General features: G+C 56.0%; 21 protein-coding genes and 1 pseudogene. 9 read left to right on the forward strand and 13 right to left on the reverse strand.

Going from position 1 to position 20016, the window contains the following annotated elements; translation table 11 throughout:
* Window positions 1-87 precede the first annotated feature (87 nt).
* Together ACOTXC_RS00210 and ACOTXC_RS00215 are read left to right on the forward strand one after the other, a co-directional pair.
* Entirely contained in the window at window positions 88-1122 is a 1035-nt protein-coding gene (locus tag ACOTXC_RS00210; RefSeq protein ID WP_022647957.1) for an LLM class flavin-dependent oxidoreductase, read from the forward strand.
* Complete coding sequence (locus tag ACOTXC_RS00215) at window positions 1115-2062, forward strand: zinc-dependent alcohol dehydrogenase family protein (protein WP_421767274.1); 948 nt, start codon at window positions 1115-1117, stop codon at window positions 2060-2062. The genes ACOTXC_RS00210 and ACOTXC_RS00215 overlap by 8 nt, the downstream gene beginning before the upstream one ends.
* On the opposite strand, the gene ACOTXC_RS00220 is transcribed toward ACOTXC_RS00215, so the two are convergent.
* On the reverse strand, window positions 2059-3099 hold the full coding sequence (locus ACOTXC_RS00220) for an AI-2E family transporter (protein WP_003857467.1): 1041 nt from the start codon (window positions 3097-3099) through the stop codon (window positions 2059-2061). The genes ACOTXC_RS00215 and ACOTXC_RS00220 overlap by 4 nt on opposite strands.
* A 132-nt stretch (window positions 3100-3231) precedes the next feature.
* Here ACOTXC_RS00220 and ACOTXC_RS00225 point away from each other — a divergent pair.
* From ACOTXC_RS00225 to mdtI, 3 genes and pseudogenes are all read left to right on the forward strand, one after another.
* Window positions 3232-3402: pseudogene (locus tag ACOTXC_RS00225) on the forward strand (hypothetical protein).
* 117 nt (window positions 3403-3519) lie between these two features.
* On the forward strand, window positions 3520-3882 hold the full coding sequence (mdtJ, locus tag ACOTXC_RS00230; protein ID WP_421767275.1) for a multidrug/spermidine efflux SMR transporter subunit MdtJ: 363 nt from the start codon (window positions 3520-3522) through the stop codon (window positions 3880-3882).
* Window positions 3869-4198 (forward strand): multidrug/spermidine efflux SMR transporter subunit MdtI, encoded by a 330-nt coding sequence (gene mdtI / locus ACOTXC_RS00235; protein WP_022647960.1) that lies wholly within the window; start codon window positions 3869-3871, stop codon window positions 4196-4198. Before mdtJ ends, mdtI begins: the two co-directional genes overlap by 14 nt.
* 5 nt (window positions 4199-4203) lie before the next feature.
* On the opposite strand, the gene ACOTXC_RS00240 is transcribed toward mdtI, so the two are convergent.
* The 5 genes from ACOTXC_RS00240 to ACOTXC_RS00260 form a co-directional block, all read right to left on the reverse strand.
* Entirely contained in the window at window positions 4204-5025 is an 822-nt protein-coding gene (locus tag ACOTXC_RS00240) for a trypsin-like serine peptidase (protein ID WP_023299991.1), read from the reverse strand.
* Window positions 5026-5127: 102 nt separating this feature from the next.
* Window positions 5128-5211: a hypothetical protein gene (locus tag ACOTXC_RS00245; RefSeq protein WP_057979992.1), complete on the reverse strand. Its 84-nt coding sequence runs from the start codon at window positions 5209-5211 to the stop codon at window positions 5128-5130.
* Window positions 5212-5303: 92 nt separating this feature from the next.
* On the reverse strand, window positions 5304-5609 hold the full coding sequence (gene asr, locus ACOTXC_RS00250; RefSeq protein ID WP_022647962.1) for an acid resistance repetitive basic protein Asr: 306 nt from the start codon (window positions 5607-5609) through the stop codon (window positions 5304-5306).
* A 148-nt stretch (window positions 5610-5757) separates the two neighbouring features.
* Complete coding sequence (locus ACOTXC_RS00255; protein WP_421767276.1) at window positions 5758-7242, reverse strand: carboxypeptidase M32; 1485 nt, start codon at window positions 7240-7242, stop codon at window positions 5758-5760.
* A gap of 74 nt (window positions 7243-7316) precedes the next feature.
* Window positions 7317-8570, reverse strand: a complete 1254-nt coding sequence (locus ACOTXC_RS00260) for an MFS transporter (RefSeq protein ID WP_165715809.1) — start codon at window positions 8568-8570, stop codon at window positions 7317-7319.
* A 121-nt stretch (window positions 8571-8691) separates the two neighbouring features.
* Here ACOTXC_RS00260 and ACOTXC_RS00265 point away from each other — a divergent pair, with 121 nt between their 5' ends.
* The 3 genes from ACOTXC_RS00265 (at window position 8692) to bioD (ending at window position 11766) form a co-directional block, all read left to right on the forward strand.
* Window positions 8692-9597, forward strand: a complete 906-nt coding sequence (locus ACOTXC_RS00265) for a LysR family transcriptional regulator (RefSeq protein ID WP_421767277.1) — start codon at window positions 8692-8694, stop codon at window positions 9595-9597.
* A gap of 121 nt (window positions 9598-9718) precedes the next feature.
* A complete protein-coding gene (gene mlc / locus ACOTXC_RS00270; protein ID WP_022647966.1) occupies window positions 9719-10939 on the forward strand; it encodes a sugar metabolism global transcriptional regulator Mlc in 1221 nt (406 codons plus the stop codon).
* Between the two features lie 131 nt (window positions 10940-11070).
* Complete coding sequence (gene bioD / locus ACOTXC_RS00275; RefSeq protein WP_421767278.1) at window positions 11071-11766, forward strand: dethiobiotin synthase; 696 nt, start codon at window positions 11071-11073, stop codon at window positions 11764-11766.
* Here bioD and clcB read toward each other — a convergent pair.
* From clcB to ACOTXC_RS00310, 7 genes are all read right to left on the reverse strand, one after another.
* A complete protein-coding gene (gene clcB / locus ACOTXC_RS00280; RefSeq protein ID WP_023299996.1) occupies window positions 11701-13011 on the reverse strand; it encodes a voltage-gated ClC-type chloride channel ClcB in 1311 nt (436 codons plus the stop codon). The two genes, bioD and clcB, sit on opposite strands and share 66 nt — an antisense overlap.
* Window positions 13012-13115: 104 nt before the next feature.
* The gene (gene osmV / locus ACOTXC_RS00285) at window positions 13116-14264 is read right to left on the reverse strand and encodes an osmoprotectant ABC transporter ATP-binding protein OsmV (protein ID WP_022647969.1); all 1149 of its coding nucleotides are present in this window, start codon (window positions 14262-14264) and stop codon (window positions 13116-13118) included.
* Window positions 14264-14911, reverse strand: coding sequence for an osmoprotectant ABC transporter permease OsmW (gene osmW, locus ACOTXC_RS00290; protein ID WP_022647970.1), 648 nt, complete (start codon window positions 14909-14911; stop codon window positions 14264-14266). The genes osmV and osmW overlap by 1 nt, the downstream gene beginning before the upstream one ends.
* An 8-nt stretch (window positions 14912-14919) precedes the next feature.
* Window positions 14920-15819: an osmoprotectant ABC transporter substrate-binding protein OsmX gene (gene osmX, locus ACOTXC_RS00295; RefSeq protein WP_017694085.1), complete on the reverse strand. Its 900-nt coding sequence runs from the start codon at window positions 15817-15819 to the stop codon at window positions 14920-14922.
* Between the two features lie 18 nt (window positions 15820-15837).
* Complete coding sequence (gene osmY / locus ACOTXC_RS00300) at window positions 15838-16548, reverse strand: osmoprotectant ABC transporter permease OsmY (protein WP_022647971.1); 711 nt, start codon at window positions 16546-16548, stop codon at window positions 15838-15840.
* Window positions 16549-16809: 261 nt separating this feature from the next.
* Window positions 16810-17553, reverse strand: a complete 744-nt coding sequence (locus ACOTXC_RS00305; RefSeq protein WP_171936418.1) for a YoaK family protein — start codon at window positions 17551-17553, stop codon at window positions 16810-16812.
* 299 nt (window positions 17554-17852) lie between these two features.
* Window positions 17853-18980 (reverse strand): alpha/beta hydrolase, encoded by a 1128-nt coding sequence (locus ACOTXC_RS00310; RefSeq protein ID WP_421767279.1) that lies wholly within the window; start codon window positions 18978-18980, stop codon window positions 17853-17855.
* A 114-nt stretch (window positions 18981-19094) separates the two neighbouring features.
* On the opposite strand from ACOTXC_RS00310, the gene ACOTXC_RS00315 reads away from it, so the two are divergent.
* A complete protein-coding gene (locus tag ACOTXC_RS00315; protein ID WP_023306110.1) occupies window positions 19095-19979 on the forward strand; it encodes a LysR family transcriptional regulator in 885 nt (294 codons plus the stop codon).
* The last annotated feature ends 37 nt before the right edge of the window (window positions 19980-20016 follow it).

Here is a 20016-nt window from a genome sequence, read left to right on the forward strand (position 1 = left end):
AAGCATTCCGTTAAATAATCACCATTTATTCTCATCGGTTAATGCGTAGAGTAGGGATAACGCAATGCTTTATCAGGATACTCCACTATGAAAAAGATCGGATTTTTGTCGTTTGGTCACTGGACGCCGTCTTCCCAGTCCGGCACGCAAACCGCAGCTGACACGCTGCTACAGTCCATCGATCTGGCTGTCGCCGCTGAAGAGCTGGGCGCGGACGGGGCTTATTTCCGCGTGCACCACTTTGCCCGCCAGCTCAGTTCGCCATTCCCCTTGCTGGCTGCGATAGGCGCGAAAACCAAACGCATCGAAATCGGTACGGGCGTGATCGACATGCGGTACGAGAATCCGCTGTATATGGCGGAAGATGCTGGCGCGGCAGATCTCATCTCCGGCGGGCGATTACAGCTTGGTATCAGCCGGGGCTCCCCGGAGCAGGTGATTGATGGTTGGCGTTATTTTGGTTACGTGCCGCAGGACGGGGAAAACGAATCTGATATGGCGCGCCGTCACACTGAGGTACTGCTTGATGTATTACGCGGTGAAGGGTTTGCGAAGCCTAACCCACAGCCGATGTTCCCAAACCCGCCGGGATTGTTGCGTCTGGAGCCGCATTCAGAGGGCTTACGCGATCGTATCTGGTGGGGGGCTGGCTCCAATGCAACGGCAGTATGGGCGGCAAAACTGGGGATGAACCTGCAAAGCTCAACGCTGAAAGATGATGAAACCGGCGAGCCGTTCCATATTCAGCAGGCAAAACAGATCCGTGCCTACCGACAGGCCTGGGCCGAGGCAGGGCATACCCGTCAGCCACGCGTTTCGGTCAGCCGCAGTATTTTTGCCCTGATGGACGATCGCGACCGGATGTATTTCGGTTCAAGCCGCAATGAGAGCGACAGCGTTGGCTATCTGGATGAGAAAACGCGGGCCATTTTCGGACGCAGCTATGCCGCAGAGCCAGACAAGCTGATTGAACAGTTGAAAAAGGATGAAGCGATCGCGGAAGCGGATACGCTGTTGCTTACCGTGCCGAATCAGCTGGGCGTGGAATACAACGCACATGTGATCGAGTCCATCCTGAAACATGTCGCACCGGAAATGGGATGGCGCGATCGCAATGCGTAATCTGGCCCTCTGGTATCGCCGGTTTGGTGAGCCTGAATCGGTACTGCAAGCGGAAACCACACCATTGTCACCGCGACAGCCGGGAGAGATACGTGTGCGCATGCTTTTTTCTCCGGTGAACGCCTCCGATCTCATCCCCATCACCGGGGCATATCGCCATCGCACGCCGCTGCCCGCAATAGCCGGTTATGAAGGGGTCGGAATAGTGACCGAAACGCCCGCCGCTTACCCGGCGCTGCTGGGCAAGCGGGTCCTGCCGTTACGGGGGCAGGGAACCTGGCAGCGCTATGTCGACTGCCCGGTGGCGTATGCGGTTCCCGTCCCGGACGACGTCGACTCGCTTCTTGCCGCGCGGGCGTATATCAACCCGCTTGCCGCTCAGATGATGCTGGACCGTTATCCTCCGGTCGGGAAAACGGTGCTGCTCACCGCTGCCGGTTGTGACTGCGCCGTTCTGCTCGGGCAATGGGCACGCCAGGCGGGTGCAGAGGCGGTTTACGGGATCCATCGCTCGCCCGTGCACGCTCAACGTCTGGCTGAAATGGGGATCGTCCCGATTGCGCAAGATGATACGGCCGCCGTCAACGCTGCCGCCGCGCAAGCGGAGGTGGTGTACGACGCCACGGGCGGCAGCCTGGCGGAGGCGATCCTGAGCGTGATGCCCGAAACCGGTACCTTTGTCTGCTACGGGCTACTCTCCGGGCAGACCTTCCTGCAGCAGCGGCCGTTGCCGCGCGTGGCGTGGTTTCACATTCGTAACTATCTGGACGCGCTGAGCGCTGAGGCGTGGCAGGCGGAGTTTCGGCGCATCTGGCCTAAACTGCGCGCCAGCCAGTGCAGCGATGTTACCCTCTACCCGCTGTCGGAATGGCAGCGGGCAGTGGGCAACTACCGCGAAGCGGGAAGAACGGGCAAGCCTATGCTGTCGATGGACAATTAATCGGCCTTATGGCTCATGTCGCTCAGCAGTACAGCGATACTTTGTCCACCGGCGGTCTGCTCCAGGCCAATTTTGACAATAATTGTCAGCGGAACGGAGAGCAGCATGCCGACAGGCCCGAGCAGCCAGCCCCAGAAAATCAGGGACAGGAACACAACAAGAGTTGAAAGCCCCAGCCCGCGTCCCATTATCCGTGGTTCGAGAATGTTCCCGAAGACAAGGTTAATTACCAGATAGCCTGCCAGCAGAATCAGGGCATCATACAAACCGCTGAAAACCAGCACCTGAAGGATAGGGGGGATCGCCGCCAGCACGGAGCCGATGTTAGGAATATAGTTGAGCGCAAAGGCCAGCAGCCCCCAGACGAAGGCAAAACGCACATCCAGCGCGGCGAGCATCCCCCAGACCACTAATCCCGTCACGAGGCTGATGGCCGTTTTCAGCACCAGATAGCGTGAAACGCTGTCGAGCGCGCGCTGAATAGCACCCATTCCCTCTACCGGACGCACCATGATGTGCTGGAGTTTTGCAGGCAGCTGTGGAACTTCCAGCAGCATAAACACAACCGTCAGGAACAGCAGGAAAATCGAGGTCATGGCGTTGGAGAGCTGTGCCAGCAGGCTGGTGACAATCGTCATGGCGGCATTCGGATCGATGTATTTAAGCAGTTCCTCAACCGAGACTTCGATACCCGCGCGTTGCAGCCAGGGTTCAATTTGCAGCAGCGGGGTCGCCAGGGAAGAGCGGTATGTCGGCAGCGTCCGCGCCAGCTCGTTCAGGGAGGTTCCCAGATAGGCGACTAACAGCACCATCGCAACGATAATAATACTGATAAGCAGGCTTATCGCCAGCACACGCGGGATGCGTAGCCGCACCATTCGCTGCACCAGTGGATTGAGGATCACCGCGATAAAAAGCGCCAGGATAAAAGGCACGATGATATCGGCCGCAAAACGAACGCCGGTCAGAATGATCACCAGCATGCCCAGCATGATGACGATCTTAAGCCCGTTGAGGGTGATAATGGGTTTGGCCATGGACGTTCCTGAACAGTTTTTTATTTATAATAGAGGGGAAAGCGGATTAAAAAAACTAACCAAAATCAAACAGACTGGGTAAAGAAATGAAAAGGCTTTGAGTAAATTCCTGGCTTATGATACAAATCAGGCGTGTTCAACTACTGAGGACAATTTTCATCCGCAAAGACGAGAAGCAACACCGCGGATAATTGTAATTTTATGGACAATTTGTTCAGGACGTATTTTTCAAACAACTCTGCTCTGTTTTCTACCTCCCTCTGCACGCTTTCCGGTGAACAACACTGGCGTTCCGCGCTATAGTCACGTCTTCTGCCTGAGCTGGCGCTATGCGCTTAGCTAACTGATTTAATTCCCACTTTTTTGGTTTGCTGTTCGCAGCGAGCCTCGATGGATTATATTCTCAAGCAGGAGAAAAACATGTTTTACTGGATTTTATTAGCTCTGGCTATCGTTGCTGAAATTATCGGCACCTTGTCGATGAAATGGGCGAGCGTGAGTGACGGCAGCACAGGATTTATTTTGATGCTGGTCATGATTACGCTTTCCTATATATTCCTCTCTTTCGCGGTTAAAAAAATCGCGCTGGGCGTGGCATACGCTTTGTGGGAAGGTGTTGGTATTTTATTGATTACGCTGTTCAGCGTCATGATATTTGATGAAACCCTGACGACAATGAAAATTGCCGGGCTGACGACCCTGGTGGCAGGTATCGTGCTGATTAAATCGGGTACGCGCAAACCAGCCAAACAGCAGAAGGAGCAGACCCATGCAGCAGTTTGAATGGATCCACGCGGCCTGGCTGGCTTTCGCCATCGTTCTGGAAATTATTGCGAACGTCTTTCTGAAGTTCTCCGACGGTTTTCGTCGCAAAGCCTACGGCCTGTTATCGATTGCCGCGGTTCTGGGGGCGTTTAGCGCCCTGTCGCAGGCGGTGAAAGGCATCGATCTGTCCGTGGCCTACGCGCTGTGGGGCGGCTTCGGTATTGCCGCCACCCTGGCGGCAGGCTGGATTATGTTCGGGCAGCGTTTAAACCATAAAGGCTGGATAGGGCTGGTATTACTGCTCGCTGGCATGATCATGATTAAACTGGCCTGAGTGACCTACTGCTGCGCCAGGGCTTCCAGCCGGTCGCGAAAACCGGTCACCGCCAACGCTCGGTTATCGGCGCGCCAGCGGTCTTTCGCTGCCGGAGCAGAACTCTGAACGCCAATCAGTTGCCAGCCGTTAACGGTTTTTAACATCAGGGGCGATCCGCTATCACCCGGTAGCGTATCGCACTGATGCGAAAGCACGCTGTTTTGCGCCCAGCCCGTCACCACGCAGTCCGTATGGGTGTACAGCGAATCGAGGTGATCAACAGGGTAGCCTGACTGCGTCACTTTTCGATCGGCGGCTTTCAGGGCGGCGGTGAGCGCGTCTTTGTCACCATCAAAGAGCGGTAGCGGAGCGATCCCGGACGGCGGATAACGTAAAACGATCAGACCGAAATCCCAGGATGCCGCCCCGGGCGGCACAATCCATCCATCGCCATCCGGTTTCAGGCGTTTCCCGAGCGACGGATCCACCCGCCCCTCAATACCGTGAATTTCGTAGCGCCAAATCCCTTTCTGCGAGACAAAGCGCAGGGCGATCGCTTTATCCGGTTTGCCTTCGGGCGGCATTAACAGGCAATGACCCGCCGTCAGCGCAAGGCGTGGCGTTATGAGAGTTGCGGTACATAGATTGCCGCTGGCGGTTTCCAGTTGCCCGATGGCATCCCAGGGCGCTTCGGTAGGATCGGTGACACGCGTACGATCGTCATGACCAAAAAACAGCGTCTTTACCTCTTTGGCGCTGATGGCGTCATCGTCGCCCTCATCCGCATGTGAAAAGCCTGCAAAAAGGCTAAACGTTCCCAGTAACAACACAACAGATTTACGCATATCACACTCTGGTGGGGGTAATTATGATTATTAAAAGTGAACCCTATGAAAATACTATAGACGCGACGGCGAGAAAGTGGGAGTAAAATCAGCGTGCTACATTCAGGAAAGATAAAAGTGGCTGGCGATGAGCGCGCATAAAATTAGCAGGATAAGAATGAACTCAAACCGATAGCGCCGCAGCATACGCCCTCCGGATAAAAAAACGGCGCTGACCGCAATCCCGTTCAGCGCCGGTTTACCAACGTGCCCCGAAGGGCACGGTTAAGCTTGTACTCTTACGCTGCTGGCTGTGCAGCAGGTTTAGCCGCTTCGTGTTTTGCCGCTTTTTTGTGATGCTTTTTAGCCGCCTGGGCTTTCTGCTCTACCGCAGGTTTTGCCGCTTTTTTGTGGTGCTTTTTCGCGGCCTGCGCTTTCTGTGCTGCCGCTGGTTTAGCCGCTTTGTGATGTTTTTTATGGTGAACCGTTTTGGCCGGAGCAGCGGTGGATGCCGCAGGCGCTGCGGTGGCGGTAGTTTCAGCCGCGAATGCAGCGGAAGAAAGACCCATAGCAGCGGCAACAACCAGAGCTAATACTTTTTTCATTTTCATACCCTCGAATTTGGTTTTTCATTTAACCCCACTGCGGGGCCGTTGAAATAACTATATCCCTGTAAATTCGGGGTTTCCGTGAGTGATTGGTATCGGCGTGTAACCATATGTACAACGCCGGGGTGGCCCCCGGCGCGTTCGTTTACAGGTAGCGGGACGTCAGGTGTTCGCGGAAGTAGCGGATATTCAGATCTTCACCTGTGGCCTGGGTGATGAGCTGCGACGTGCTGAAACGGCTGCCGTGCTGCCAGATATTCTGACGCAGCCAGTCAAACAGCGCCGAGAAGTCGCCCCCGGCAATGGATGCCTGCAACCCGGGCAGCGCAGTTTTGGCGGCATGGAACAGCTGTGCCGCATACATTGCCCCCAGCGTGTAAGACGGGAAGTAGCCAAAACCGCCGTCGGTCCAGTGGATGTCCTGCATACAGCCGTTGCGGTAGTTATCTTTGGTGGATAATCCAAGCCAGGCCTGCATTTTCTCATCCCATAACGCGGGGATATCATCCACTTCAATTTCGCCATTGATCAGCGCGCGCTCAATCTCATAGCGCAACACCACATGCGCCGGATAGCTCACTTCATCTGCATCAACGCGGATGTAGCCCGGCTTCACGCGCTGGTTCCAGGCAATAAAATTCTCTTCACTGAATGCCGCCTGGCTGCCGAAACGGGCATGAACCGCCGGAAGCAGATGCTTCAGGAAAGCGTCGCTGCGGCCAAGCTGCATTTCAAAGAACAAGCTCTGGGATTCATGGATCGCCGTAGAGCGCGCCAGCGCAACGGGCTGACCGGCCCACGCTCGCGGAAGGTTTTGCTCGTAGCGGGCATGTCCGGTTTCGTGGATCACGCCGAAAAGCGCGCTGAGCAGTTCATCTTCATCGTAACGCGTGGTGATACGCACATCTTCCGGCACGCCGCCGCAGAACGGGTGGGCGCTAACGTCCAGACGACCGCCGTTAAAATCGAAGCCAAGCATTTTCATCGCTTCCAGGCCCAGCTCGCGCTGGGTGGCGGTCGGGAAGGGACCCTGTGGCGGAACGAACGATCGTTGAGCCTGTTTTTCCACAACCTTTGCCAGCAGCTCCGGCAGCCAGGACTTCAGATCGCCGAACAGCACATCCAGGCGAGCGCTGGACATGTCGGGTTCAAAGATATCCAGCAGCGCGTCGTAAGGCGTGCAGCCTTTAGCCTCGGCGCGCAGGCGGGCCTCTTCACGACTGAGCTTCACCACCTCTTTCAGGTTGGCTGAAAAGCCCTGCCAGTCGTTGGCCGGACGCTGAGTACGCCAGGCGTGTTCACACCTGCTGCCCGCCAGCGATTTGGCCTCTACCAGCGATTCCGGAAGTAAAGTGGCCTGCTGGTAGTGGCGCGTCATTTCACGCAGGTTGGCCTGCTCAACGTCGTTCAGATCTTCTTCTGCCGCCGCCGCCAGCCATTCACCCACTTTTTTATCGGTCAGGATCTGATGTTGCAGGACGCTCATCTCCGCCAGCGCTTCACCGCGCGCGGCGCTGCCGCCGGGCGGCATCATGGTAAACATGTCCCAGCTGGCGATGGAGGAGAGGTGAGAGAAGCGGGAGAGACGCTGGAAGGTGCGGGTGAGTTGTTGATAGTTATTGTTTTTCATGAAGTCCTCGTGTCTGAATCAGCCGATGACAAAAATTAGCATCGGCTCGATTTAAACACGAAGAGGGCTGAATGTTAATGCAGTCGTTTATGCAGGCTCGCGCCCACCAGCAGTGCCGCGCACAGCATCAGCGCGATAAATCCGCCCACGCCGTTCCAGCCGTAGTTATGCCAGAACACCCCGCCGAGAGTCCCGGCAATGCTGGAACCGAGATAGTAACTGAACAGATACAGAGACGAAGCCTGACCTTTAGCGCGGCGCGCGCGTGGGCCAATCCAGCTGCTGGCAACAGAATGCGCGGCAAAGAATCCCGCAGAGAAGAGCAGCATTCCGGCAAAAATCAGCCACAGGGAAGAGACAAGCGTCATCAGCAGCCCGAAAAGCATCACGGCTGTGGACACCAGCATCACCGGACCACGGCCGAAGCGCGCGGTCATGGCGCCTGCTTTTGGCGAACTCCACGTCCCGGTGAGATACGCCACAGAGAGCAAACCCACCAATGCCTGGTTAAGATGCCACGGCGAGAGCATCAGCCGGTAGCCAATATAGTTAAACAGCGTGACAAATGACCCCATCAGCAGGAATCCCATCAGAAACAGTCGCGGCAAACCTTTGTCGCGCCAGTGCAGACGGAAGTTGATAAACAGTGTTTTCGGACGCAGGGAAGTCGGGCGGAAATGGCGCGATTCCGGCAGGATTTTCCAGAACATTAGCGCCGAAGCGAGGGCGAAGCAGCCGATTACGGCCAGCGCAATGCGCCAGTTAAAGAAATCGGTAAACACACCGCTGAGCAGGCGTCCGCTCATCCCGCCGATAGAGTTCCCGCTAATGTACAGCCCCATGGAGAAGGCCACGAAACTCGGGTGGATCTCCTCGCTGAGATAGGTCATCCCGACCGCCGCCACGCCGCTGAGGGATAACCCAATCAGCGCGCGCATGACCAGAATGCCGTGCCAGCTGGTCATCATGGTGGACAGCAAGGTACACACGGAGGCCAGCATTAACGCCGTTACCATGACCTGCTTACGCCCGATGGCATCTGAAAGTGGCCCGGTGAACAGCAGACCGATCGCCAGCATCCCGGTTGAAATGGAGAGCGAAATACTGCTGCTGGCTGGCGACACGCCAAATTCATGCGACAGGACCGGCAGGATCGGCTGAACGCAGTAGAGCAGGGCGAAAGTGGCAAGACCCGCTGAGAAGAGCGCCAGCGTGACGCGCATAAACTGGGGGGTACCACGTTTTATAAACTGAACCGGCTGCGGTACTGCGGGTAAATCATCAATGTCGCTGGCCGGCGCGATATCAACGGTCGTTGTACGGCTCACACATAATCCTTGCTTAAACTTCCCCGTGGTTTCTGGTGACGGGTATGACCACAAGATTAGGGTAGGAAAATGTAAATATTCTGTCTAATATATTAATAATCTCAAATGATACTTTAAAAATATGAATATCGAGCTGCGCCATCTGCGCTATTTTGTCGCCGTCGCCGAAGAGCTCCATTTTGGTCGTGCTGCGGCAAGGCTGAATATCTCCCAGCCACCGCTGAGCCAACAGATCCAGATCCTTGAGCAGCAGGTTGGGGCGCGTTTGCTGGCGCGAACCAACCGCAGCGTGAGCCTGACGGCGGCGGGAAAACAGTTTCTCGCCGATAGCCGACAGATCCTGAGTATGGTGGTGGACGCTGCCGCCAGAGCGGAACGGCTTTATCTCGGGGAAACGGGGGAGCTACGCATCGGGTTTACCTCGTCGGCCCCCTTCATCAGCGCTGTTTCACAAACGCTATCCTCGTTTCGCAGTAACTTTCCGGATGTGCATATTCAGACGCGCGAAATAAATACCCGGGAGCAAATATCGCCGCTTAATGAAGGATCGCTCGACCTGGGGCTAATGCGTAACACGCAGTTGCCTGATACCCTGGCGTGGCAGGTGATCCTCCGCGAACCGCTGATGGCGATGATCCCCCGGGATCACCCGCTCGCCGCGCAGCATAGCGTCACGCTGGCTGAACTGGCGAAAGAACCCTTTGTCTTTTTTGACCCACAGGTGGGTACCGGATTGTATGACGATATTCTTGGTCTGATGCGGCGATATGGCCTTGTCCCGACTATCGCGCAGGAAGTGGGGGAAGCCATGACGGTCATTGGTCTCGTTGCCGCAGGACTTGGCGTGTCGATTCTTCCGGCCTCGTTTAAACGGGTACAACTGCCGGAAATGCGCTGGGTGAATATTGCCGAGCAGGATGCGGTCTCGGAGATGTGGCTGGTGTGGTCTAAACATCATGAACAGAGCCATGCGGCACAGCGTTTCAAAGAACAATTAATTACCGCTTCTCACGGGCGTTATTTATAGGGAAAAGCGGGCGAAAATGTGCAGTAAATCACATGGCTAAGTAAAAATTTGACGTCAGCCATTGAAGTGCTTCACCATAGCCCTCAGTTTATTTCGAAGCTCGAAAATAAGGGAGTACGAGGTGGTTGCTGATAGTCAGCCAGGGCATATCGATCAGATCAAGCAGACCAACGCGGGCGCCGTTTATCGCCTGATTGATCAGCTGGGTCCGGTTTCGCGTATCGATCTTTCGCGCCTGGCACAACTGGCACCCGCCAGTATTACCAAGATTGTCCGCGAAATGCTGGAAGCCCATCTGGTTCAGGAGACAGAAATTCAGGAGCCGGGCAGCCGTGGCCGTCCGGCGGTAGGGCTGGTGGTGGAAACGGAAGCCTGGCACTACCTGTCGCTGCGAATTAGCCGCGGGGAAATCTTCCTCGCGCTGCGCGACCTCAGCAGCAAGCTGGTGGTGGAAGACCGGCTGGAGCTCCCGCTCGATGCAGAGCAACCACTCCTCGATGCCATTCTGACCCACATCGACCAGTTCTTTATTCGTCACCAGCAGCGCCTTGAACGTTTAACGGCGATTGCGATCACCCTGCCGGGAATTATTGATACCGAAAATGGCATTGTGCACCGCATGCCGTTTTATGAAAACGTCAAAGAGATGCCGCTGGGCGACGTGCTGGAAAACCACACCGGTGTGCCGGTCTACATTCAGCATGATATCAGCGCCTGGACGATGGCGGAGGCGTTATTTGGCGCTTCCCGGGGCGCGCGCGACGTAATTCAGGTGGTGATTGATCATAACGTTGGCGCAGGTGTGATCACCGACGGGCGTCTGTTACATGCTGGCAGCAGTAGCCTGGTAGAGATTGGCCATACGCAGGTCGATCCGTACGGAAAACGCTGCTACTGCGGTAATCATGGTTGTCTGGAGACGATTGCCAGCGTCGAAAGCGTGCTGGAGCTGGCGCAGGTGCGGCTCAGCCAGTCAATGAGCTCCACGCTTCACGGTCAACCGTTGAGCGTCGAGGCATTGTGCACTGCGGCAAGGCAGGGCGATCTGCTGGCGAAGGACATCATTACCGGCGTGGGCAATAATGTCGGGCGCATTCTGGCCATTATGGTGAACCTGTTTAACCCGCAAAAAATACTGATCGGCTCCCCGCTCAGCCAGGCGGCGGATATCCTCTTCCCGGCGATTTCCGCCTGCATCAACCAGCAGGCGCTTCCCGCGTACAGTAAAAACATCGTGGTGGAAAGTACGCAATTTTCCAACCAGGGTACGATGGCTGGCGCCGCGCTGGTAAAAGATGCGATGTACAACGGCTCGTTACTGATTCGTTTGCTTCAGGGCTAACTCTTTTCCATAGATGTACGAAAATTTGCGCTATCTCAAGCCGGGTAGCGCACGCTTCCCGTAGACTTTCCCCACTGAATTATTTACCTGGTTTATATTTTTTGAAGCATACCCAAGAGGTGGAATGAGTCATGCTTAAGCGTTTCTTTATTACTGGTACGGATACGTCTGTCGGGAAGACCGTCGTATCCCGCGCGTTACTTCAGGCCCTGGCGGCAAGCGGTAAACGCGTTGCAGGATACAAGCCGGTAGCAAAAGGCAGTAAAGAGACGCCAGAAGGGCTGCGCAATAAGGACGCCCTGGTTCTGCAAAGCGTCTCGTCTCTGGAACTGCCTTATGATGCCGTCAATCCCATCGCGTTAAGCGAAGAGGAAAGCAGCGTCGCTCACAGTGGGCTTATCAACTACGGTCTGCTTTCTGATGGCCTGGCAAATCTGAGTGAAAAGGTTGACCACGTTGTCGTTGAAGGGACCGGTGGCTGGCGCAGCCTGATGAACGATTTACGTCCCCTTTCCGAGTGGGTGGTGCAGGAGCAGCTGCCGGTGATTATGGTCGTGGGCATTCAGGAAGGGCGCATCAACCATGCCTTGCTGACGGCGCAGGCTATCGCTAATGACGGCCTGCCACTGATTGGTTGGGTGGCGAACCGTATTAACCCGGGCCTTGCGCACTACGCAGAAATCATCGACGTGCTGAGCAAAAAGCTACCTGGCCCGTTGGTAGGCGAACTGCCTTATCTGCCCCGCGCCGAGCAGCGCGAATTAGCGCACTATATCGATCTCTCGGCTTTCGGCGGTATGCTGGCCGTAGATCGAGTCGTGGCGTAGCGTTCTCGACAATACCGACGCCACAACACAGGCAACCAGCAAACCGGGAAGTAAAAAATACTGCCCGGTCATCTCACATACCATCAAGGCCGACATGATTGGCGCATGCGTTGTGGCGGCGAGCAGCGTCGCCATACCCGCCAGCCCAAGCAGGATCGCCGTCTCAGAGCCAGGAAACCACAGCGCAAAGATCTGCGCAAACAGCATTCCCGTTGCCATACCAACGAACAAGGTTGGCGTAAACACGCCTCCCGGTGCGCCGGACCCGCTGCTTGCCAGCACCGCCAGGAGCTTGCAGATAAAGACGCCGGCAATTACCGACAGCAGCGGCGGCGACTGCAAAAACGCCTGAACCACGCTATAGCCATTCCCCCATACCTTCGGCGTCAGCAGCGACAGCAGCCCGACGATCAGCCCCCCCAGCGCCAGCTGCCAAGGCGGTGAAAGTTTGAGACGCAGAAACAGAGAATGGCTGAAAGCCATTAGCCACATCAGCAGCGGGCCGCACAGCCCAGCCAGCAGACCCACGCCAACGATCAGGAAATAATCCACCGCCGTAAGCATCTCGCTGAGATGGACATCATATAGCGTATTCGCGCCGGGACTTAACAGGCGCGTGGTCAGCAGGGCCACCACAGCGGCAATCACCACCGGGCCGAGGGAGGCCAGCATAAGTGTGCCAAACAGGATCTCTGCGATAAACAGGCTGCCCGCCAGCGGCGCATGATAGGCGCTGGCCATCCCGGCGGCGGCACCGCAGGCGATCCACAGTTTCCATTCGGATTTCGGCGTACAACGTTGTGCAAAAAAGGAGGCAGCGAGGGCGGCAAGCAGGATCATGGCGCCTTCCCGGCCGATGGCGCTGCCGCTGGCGACCACCAGCAACGAGGCGAGGGATTTCACCAGGCTGGCGCCGTAATCAAACTGGCCATCACCCGTCTCCAGCGCCTCCATATAATCGGTCGGGGCGTGGGGACGTTGTGCCGTCATGCGCTGCCATCCCCACAGTAGCACTCCCGCGGCCAGACCACCCAGCGCAGGCGTGAGCGCCCGCCGCCAGGGCGATAACGCGGCAGCGGCGTTCACCAGGCTTCCGCTTTCGTTGCTGAGAAACAACCACTCCAGCAGATACATGCTGTGGCGGAACACCGCAACGGCCAGCGCTGCCAGCACGCCGGTGACGGTAGCAATCAGGAGACGGCGAAACATCGCGCGGATGTCGGGGTATGCGTGAAGACGTTGCATGAAGTCGTGATTAACGGGGACGATACGATATTGTGGCGGGAAAACGTGAGGTTAGCAAAAGGTATGCGTGCGGAAAAAGGCCGGGCAGTACCCGGCCTGAATGCTTAACTCTCGCTATGAATATTCAACGCCCGGCGCGTACGCCCTGAGCTCAAATACTCCGCAATATAATCCTGGGATATCTCGCCGTTATAGCGTCCGTCCTCGTCCACAATCGGCATCCAGCTGGTGTTGCTCTCATACAGGCGAGAAAGCACCACGCGCAGGTTATCCTCGGCCTTACCTGTCATGCGGAACGGATGCAGAATATCACCGCAGCTGCCGCTGGCATTACGCGCTTCGCGGCGCTTCACAAAGCCCAGCGGTTTGCCGAGATCATCAACCACGGTAATGGCGCGAATATCGTTGTCATCCATGGTGGCGAAGGCCTCTGGCAGCGGCGTCGATTCGCGTACCGTAATCGTCGGCTGCTGGTCGGTGACGTCGCCCGCGGATACCAGCAGCAGGCGTTTCAACGTCCGGTCCTGACCAACAAACGAGCCGACAAACTCATTGGCGGGTTTCGCCAGCAGCTCGTCCGGGCTGGCGCACTGAACAATACGCCCCTGACGGAAGACGGCAATACGGTCGCCCAGCTTCAGCGCTTCGTCAATATCGTGGCTCACCAGCATCACGGTCTTTTTCAGCTTGCGCTGCATCTCAAGGAACTGGTTCTGGATCACCTCACGGTTAATCGGGTCAACCGCGCCGAATGGTTCATCCATCAGCAGGACTGGAGGATCCGCTGCCAGCGCGCGGATGACGCCGATACGCTGCTGCTGACCGCCGGACATTTCGCGCGGATAGCGGTGAAGGAATTTATGTGGATCCATTGCCACCATATCCATCAGCTCCTCGGCACGGGATTTACAGCGCGCTTTGTCCCAGCCCAGCATGCGCGGCACGACGGTAATGTTCTCTTCGATAGTCATGTTCGGGAACAGGCCAATCTGCTGGATCACGTAGCCAATGTTGCGGCGCAGGGTCACGGTGTCCATCCCGCTGGTGTCTTCGCCGTTAATCAGGATCGTCCCGCTGCTTGGCGTAATGAGACGGTTAATCATCTTCAGGGTAGTGGTTTTCCCGCAGCCGGACGGGCCGAGCAGCACGCACATTTCCCCTTCAGGCACGTTCAGATTGACGTTGTCGACGGCCTTAAACGTCTGGCCGTGCTTCTGTGAAAATTGTTTGGTGAGGTTTTCCAGTTTTATCATTATCGAATCCCCTTCGGAGTCAGTACCACCTGCAAACGGTGCAGCAACCAGTCGAGCACAATCGCTAAAAGACAAATCATCAGCGCGCCCGCAATTAACATACGAATATCACTCCCGCCAATACCGTTAAGCAGCAGCAGGCCCAGACCGCCCGCGCCAATCACGGCAGCAATCGCCATGACGCCGATGTTCATCACCACGGCGGTGCGGATGCCGCCAAAAATGACCGGCAGCGCCATTGGGATTTCCACCCAGCGCAGACGCTGCCAGAAGGTCATGCCGATGCCGCGTCCCGCTTCGCGCAGGCCGGGTGGCAGGCTGTCGAGCGCCGTGTGGGTGTTGCGCACAATCGGCAGCAGTGAATAGAGGAACACCGCCGTAATCGCGGGCAGGGCGCCAATGCCCTGACCGATCAGCGAAAAGAGCGGGATCATCAGGCCGAAAAGCGCAATTGACGGGATGGTGAGCACAATGGTGGCAATCCCCAGCACCGGCGTTGCCAGCCATTTATGGCGGACAATTAAAATACCCAGCGGCACGCCAATAACAATCGCCAGGCCCACGGCGAGTGCCACCAGCCAGAGGTGTTGCAGCGTCAGGGTTAAGAGATAGTCCCAGTTGTCGAGAATATAGTGAATCGTCTCCATAGCGCCTCCTACAGCAACTGTTTGCTACGCAGGAAATCACGGGCGACCTGCTGCGGTGACTGATGGTCGATATCCACCTTTTTATTCAGTTCGGTGATAACGTCGTTGTTGAGCTGGGCTGAGAGGGTGTTCAGCGCCTCCTCCAGCCCCGGGTTAGCCTCCAGCGTGTCTTTTCGAACAACTGGCGTCACGGCGTAACTCGGGAAGAAGCCTTTATCGTCTTCCAGCACTTTAAGATCGAAGCCCTTCACGCGCCCGTCAGTGGTGTAGATCAGCCCGGCATCGACAAACCCGTCGCGCACCGCGTTATAGACCAGCCCCGGATCCATCTGGCGGATCTGCGGGCGGTCCAGCTCCATGTTGTAGGCCGCCTGCAACGGTTTCATCCCGTCGCTACGCCCGGCAAATTCCAGGTCAAGGCCCAGCAGCCAGTTGTTATCTGGATCGGTTTTACGGATCTGCTCAATCTTTGCCACCATCTCAGACATGGTATTGATATGTTCAGCCTCGGCGCGCTTGCGCTGCATGGCAAAGGCATAGGTATTGTTCATATCGGCAGGTTTAAGCCACACCAGACCGTGCTTTGCGTCGAGGCGTTTCACCGTCTCGTATGACTCCTGCGGCGACATGCGTTTGTTGATATGGTTGAAGATGATCAGCGACGTGCCGGTGTACTCCCAGGTCATATCAATCTGCTTGTTAATCATCGCGTTACGGGAAATCACCGTCGCAATATTAGTCTGCGGCTGCACCTGAAATCCTTTCTTTTGCAGATACTGTACGGTCATGGCCGAGAGAATGTGCTGCTCGGTAAAGCTCTTTGTTGCCAGGATCAGCGGCGCGGCGAGCGCCTGGCTGGTGAAGAGCGCGGCGGCGCACAGCGCCGTCAGGCCGGAAAACAGTCTCATAGAAGCTCCTTGTTATAATTATCGCGCGAGATGCGGGCTCAGTAGTCGACCCAGTGCCGCCAGCAGCGTATCCAGAATCAGGGCGAACAGGGCGGTGGCCGCCGCGCCCAGGATCAGCGTCGGGAAGTCATTCAGATAGATCCCCGGGAAAATCAGCTCGCCGTAGCTGCTGGCGCCAATCAGGAATGCCAGCGGTGCGGTACCGACGTTAATCGCAGTGGCAATGCGAATACCGGAAAGCATCACCGGCCAGGCGTTAGGAATTTCGACCTGATGCAGGCGCTGCCATTTGGTCATGCCGATGCCGTTTGCCGCTTCCAGCAACGACGCGGGAACAGAGCACAGCCCGGCATAGGTGTTACGCACAATCGGCAGCAAAGAAGCGAGAAAGAGGGCGATAATGGCCGGTTTATCACCGATGCCAATCACCACCATCGCCAGCGCCAGAACGGCCAGCGGCGGCAGGGTGTTGCCCACGTTAAAGATTTGCATCACGTATTCGGCGATACCCCGTGCCGCTGGACGGCTCAGCAGAATACCGCTTGGAATGCCCACCAGCAGGGCAAAGAACATTGATGAAAAGACCAGAATCAGGTGCTGTTGACCGAGGTAGAGCAGGTCAACCTGGCGCGCCTTAATTGTCTCCAGTCCAATTCCCCAGGTGAGGAGAGCGAGGACCACGATAATCGCGCCGACAAAAAGCAGCGAACGTTTAAGTAATGGGTGCATTGCGGTGTGTCTCCCTGTGCGCATGCGTTATAGCAACCACCTGTTGCGGTTGCCTGTTGTTATGCCATGTTTCGGCAGGGGTACTTCACCTATAGCAAGCGAAACGGAAGGGTTCCAGCAAAGGGGGTAAAACAGTAACCCTATGAAATTAGTGACAACCTGAGTTAAGCCTTATGGCGTAAGGGCTGTCAGTGGGAAGGCAGAATAGTCTTAAAGAAGCACGCCTCAAGTGACAACGTCACTTGAGGCGTGCTGATCACCCTATCGACTAAGCGCGGCGCGTACCTTTCGAACGCGCCACGAGATACGAACGATTGAAAAGGCGGCGATAAACACCAGCATCAGGCCCAGTGCCAGCATCGCGTGGAATCCAAACTCTCTGAAGAGGATCAGCCCCGCAATCCCGCCGGTAATAAACGAGAAAAGGGTGGTTAAATGGGTTTTGAGCTGGCTCTTTTGCGCGGCCGTGTCTTTGGAATAATCCCGGCGCAGCATGGCGACCATAACGGAGGCCAGCGAAATGCCGGCATCGGTCAGCGTGCCGGTAATGTGCGTGGATCTCACCCGACCGCCGGAAAGCTGAGTTGAGGTGGAGTTATGAATTCCCATCAAACCGCACAGGAAAAGAATAATCTCCTGATTCGTGGCGAAGGAGTGAAAATACATTTCATAGAGGGATACCCCGGCAAGTAATAGCCCTTCAAAAAATAAAACCTGGCTGAATATCAGCCTGACGTTATGGATAATTCCCCAGATAACAATAATCCGCGCAACAATGGCGCCAGTGACAAACGACAGAATAATGGCGCCAAAAAAAAGAATATCACTGAGATCGGTGGAGGAAACTTCGCTGGATAACTGCGATGTATTACCCGTCATATGAGAGGGGAAAAAGCCGAACGCGCCCAGCGCAATGGCATTCAGCAGTCCCGCGGAGGTCGCCAGCCAGAGTGCAAGACGACGATCCTCCTGATGCGTTCGTTCTTTCTTTAATTTAATCAGCAAAGAATACCTCCAGTTTGAGCTTTGCCTGAATGCTCAAGCTAACAAAGCGATGTCGCCGACTGACCAGGATATTGCTTAATTATTATTTCAACGGGAGGAGTGCGAGGTTTTGTAATTAAATAAAATAACCCTGTTAATATAATGCCTTATTGCAGATGCCACGAGCAGACTGACGGGCAAAAATACTGTCCCAGTGTGCATGCACGCTGTAGCGGGATGGGATTTGATTCAGTGTAGACATAGGTGTCATTCACGACGATGAGAAGAGATGCCCCCGTGATTTCCGGGGGCTTAGAGTGTTATTTCAGACTGGTTTTGAAGAACTGCTCAAACTGCGCGAACGGGATTTTTCCTTCGACGTTATCGTAGAGATCAACATGGTTTGCACCGGGAACAATCACCAGCTCTTTCTCTTTGCTGCCGACGGCTTTGAACGCATCCTCCGCAAAATAACGAGAGTGTGCGTTTTCACCGGTCACAATCAGCGTTGGGATAGTGATCTCCCCGGCATAGCTCAGCAGCGGCATATTCATAAAGGATAACGGCATGGTCGCAGTCCACGCGCCGGTGGAGTTTACGGAACGGGCATGGAAACCGCGCGGCATACGGTAGTAATCATAGAACTCTTTCAGTACCGGATGCGGATCGGTGGGCAGTGCTTCCGGCAGAATGCGCTCGGCCGCCGTCACCTTGCCATTCTCATCGACATTAATATCGTGGCCGCCATGGGCGAAAGTGCCGCTTTCAGCATCTTTCCAGCGCTGCGCGTTCAGATACTGCAACACGGCCCGACGATCGGCCGCTGAATAGCGATCTTTCCCGTTGCCCACGCCGTGACCCATCGCGCGGCTCATATCGTACATTACGCTGGTGGCGACCGCCTTCACGCGGGTATCCATGGATGCCGCGTTCAGCGCCATACCGCCCCAGCCGCAGATACCAAGAATGCCGATACGGTTACGGTCGACTTCTTTCTGTAACCCCAGGAAATCCACAGCGGCGCTAAAGTCTTCGGTGTTGAGGTCAGGGGAGGCAACGTTACGCGGCTGGCCGCCACTTTCCCCCGTGTAGGATGGGTCGAAGGCCAGGGCCACGAACCCCTGCTCAGCCAGAGTCTGGGCGTACAGACCGCTGGATTGTTCTTTAACCGCACCGAACGGCCCACTGACGGCTATCGCCGCCAGTTTCTGGTCGCCGTGGTTCCTGGGAATGTACAGATCGCCCACCAGAGTGATCCCGTACCGGTTCTGGAACGTCACTTTGCGGTGGTTGACTTTATTGCTCTCGGCGAAGGTTTTATCCCAGGTTGTCACCATCGAAACGGGGGCGTTAGGATTTTGCGTTTCTGCATAACTCATTGTTGTCACTCCACTTAATGATGCGCATAACAGCAGCGCAACGGACAGTTTTTGGGTGAATGTTTTCATAAGAGGTACCGTGTGTTGTTGTAATGAGGCCATTATAGTTAGCAGAAATAATGCTGATTAGAGGCCTGAAGCTGCTAGGATTAATATCATTTTGTTATGAATTGACGAGGCATGATGGCGAAGCGGGAAAACTATAATGAACTGTATCTCTTTATCCAGGTGGTGCGGGAGGGAAGCTTCACGGCAGCCGCACAGCGGCTCGGGCTGGCGCAATCCGGGATCAGCCGATCGGTTCGCGAGCTGGAAGAGCGGCTGGGCGTTCAGCTTCTGGTGCGTACTACGCGCAAGCTGTCGCTGACACACGCCGGGGAACAGCTTTACCAGACCGCCGGTTCCGCCTTTGATGCGCTTGATACCGGGTTGACCAGACTGGCGCATTACCGCCAGACGCCGTCCGGCACGGTGCGCATTAATGCCAGCCAGCACGCCATCGAGAAATGTCTGCTGCCAAAGCTCGCTATCTTCAAACAGCGTTACCCGGATATCCGTCTGGAATTGATGAATGAGAGCCGGTTCGTGGATATCATTGCCGAGCGATTCGACGCGGGCGTCCGGCTGGGACCAGAGGTGGGACAAGGAATGATTGCGGTGCGCATCACGCCCGATATGGAGATGGCTGTGGTTGCCGCCCCGGCGCATTTTCGGCGCTATGGTTTCCCGCAGACGCCCGCCGATCTGGATGCTCATCCCTGCATTGCCTACCAGTTTGCAGACGGTAACCACTATCAATGGGAGCTTGTTCAGGACGGGAAACGAGTTACGCACCGGCCTGAGGGGCAATGGGCCTTTTCCGACAGCTACATGGAGGCTGAAGCGGCCCGGCTGGAACTCGGGCTGGCCTATGTCCCGGTTGAGCTGGTGGCTGACGATCTGGAGCGTGGCACGCTTATACGCGTCTTACAGCGCTACAGCCTGCGGATGGACGGGCTTTACCTCTATTACCCGCACCGCAACGTGTCCCCGGCGCTGAGAGCGGTTATCGATACGTTGAAAATTTAAGGCAGCCTCTGCTCGACGGTCTATACAGCTCCTGGGT

Source organism: Enterobacter cloacae complex sp. IR5428, from assembly GCF_049238585.1.
In the GTDB taxonomy this organism is placed as follows: Bacteria; Pseudomonadota; Gammaproteobacteria; order Enterobacterales; family Enterobacteriaceae; genus Enterobacter; species Enterobacter intestinihominis.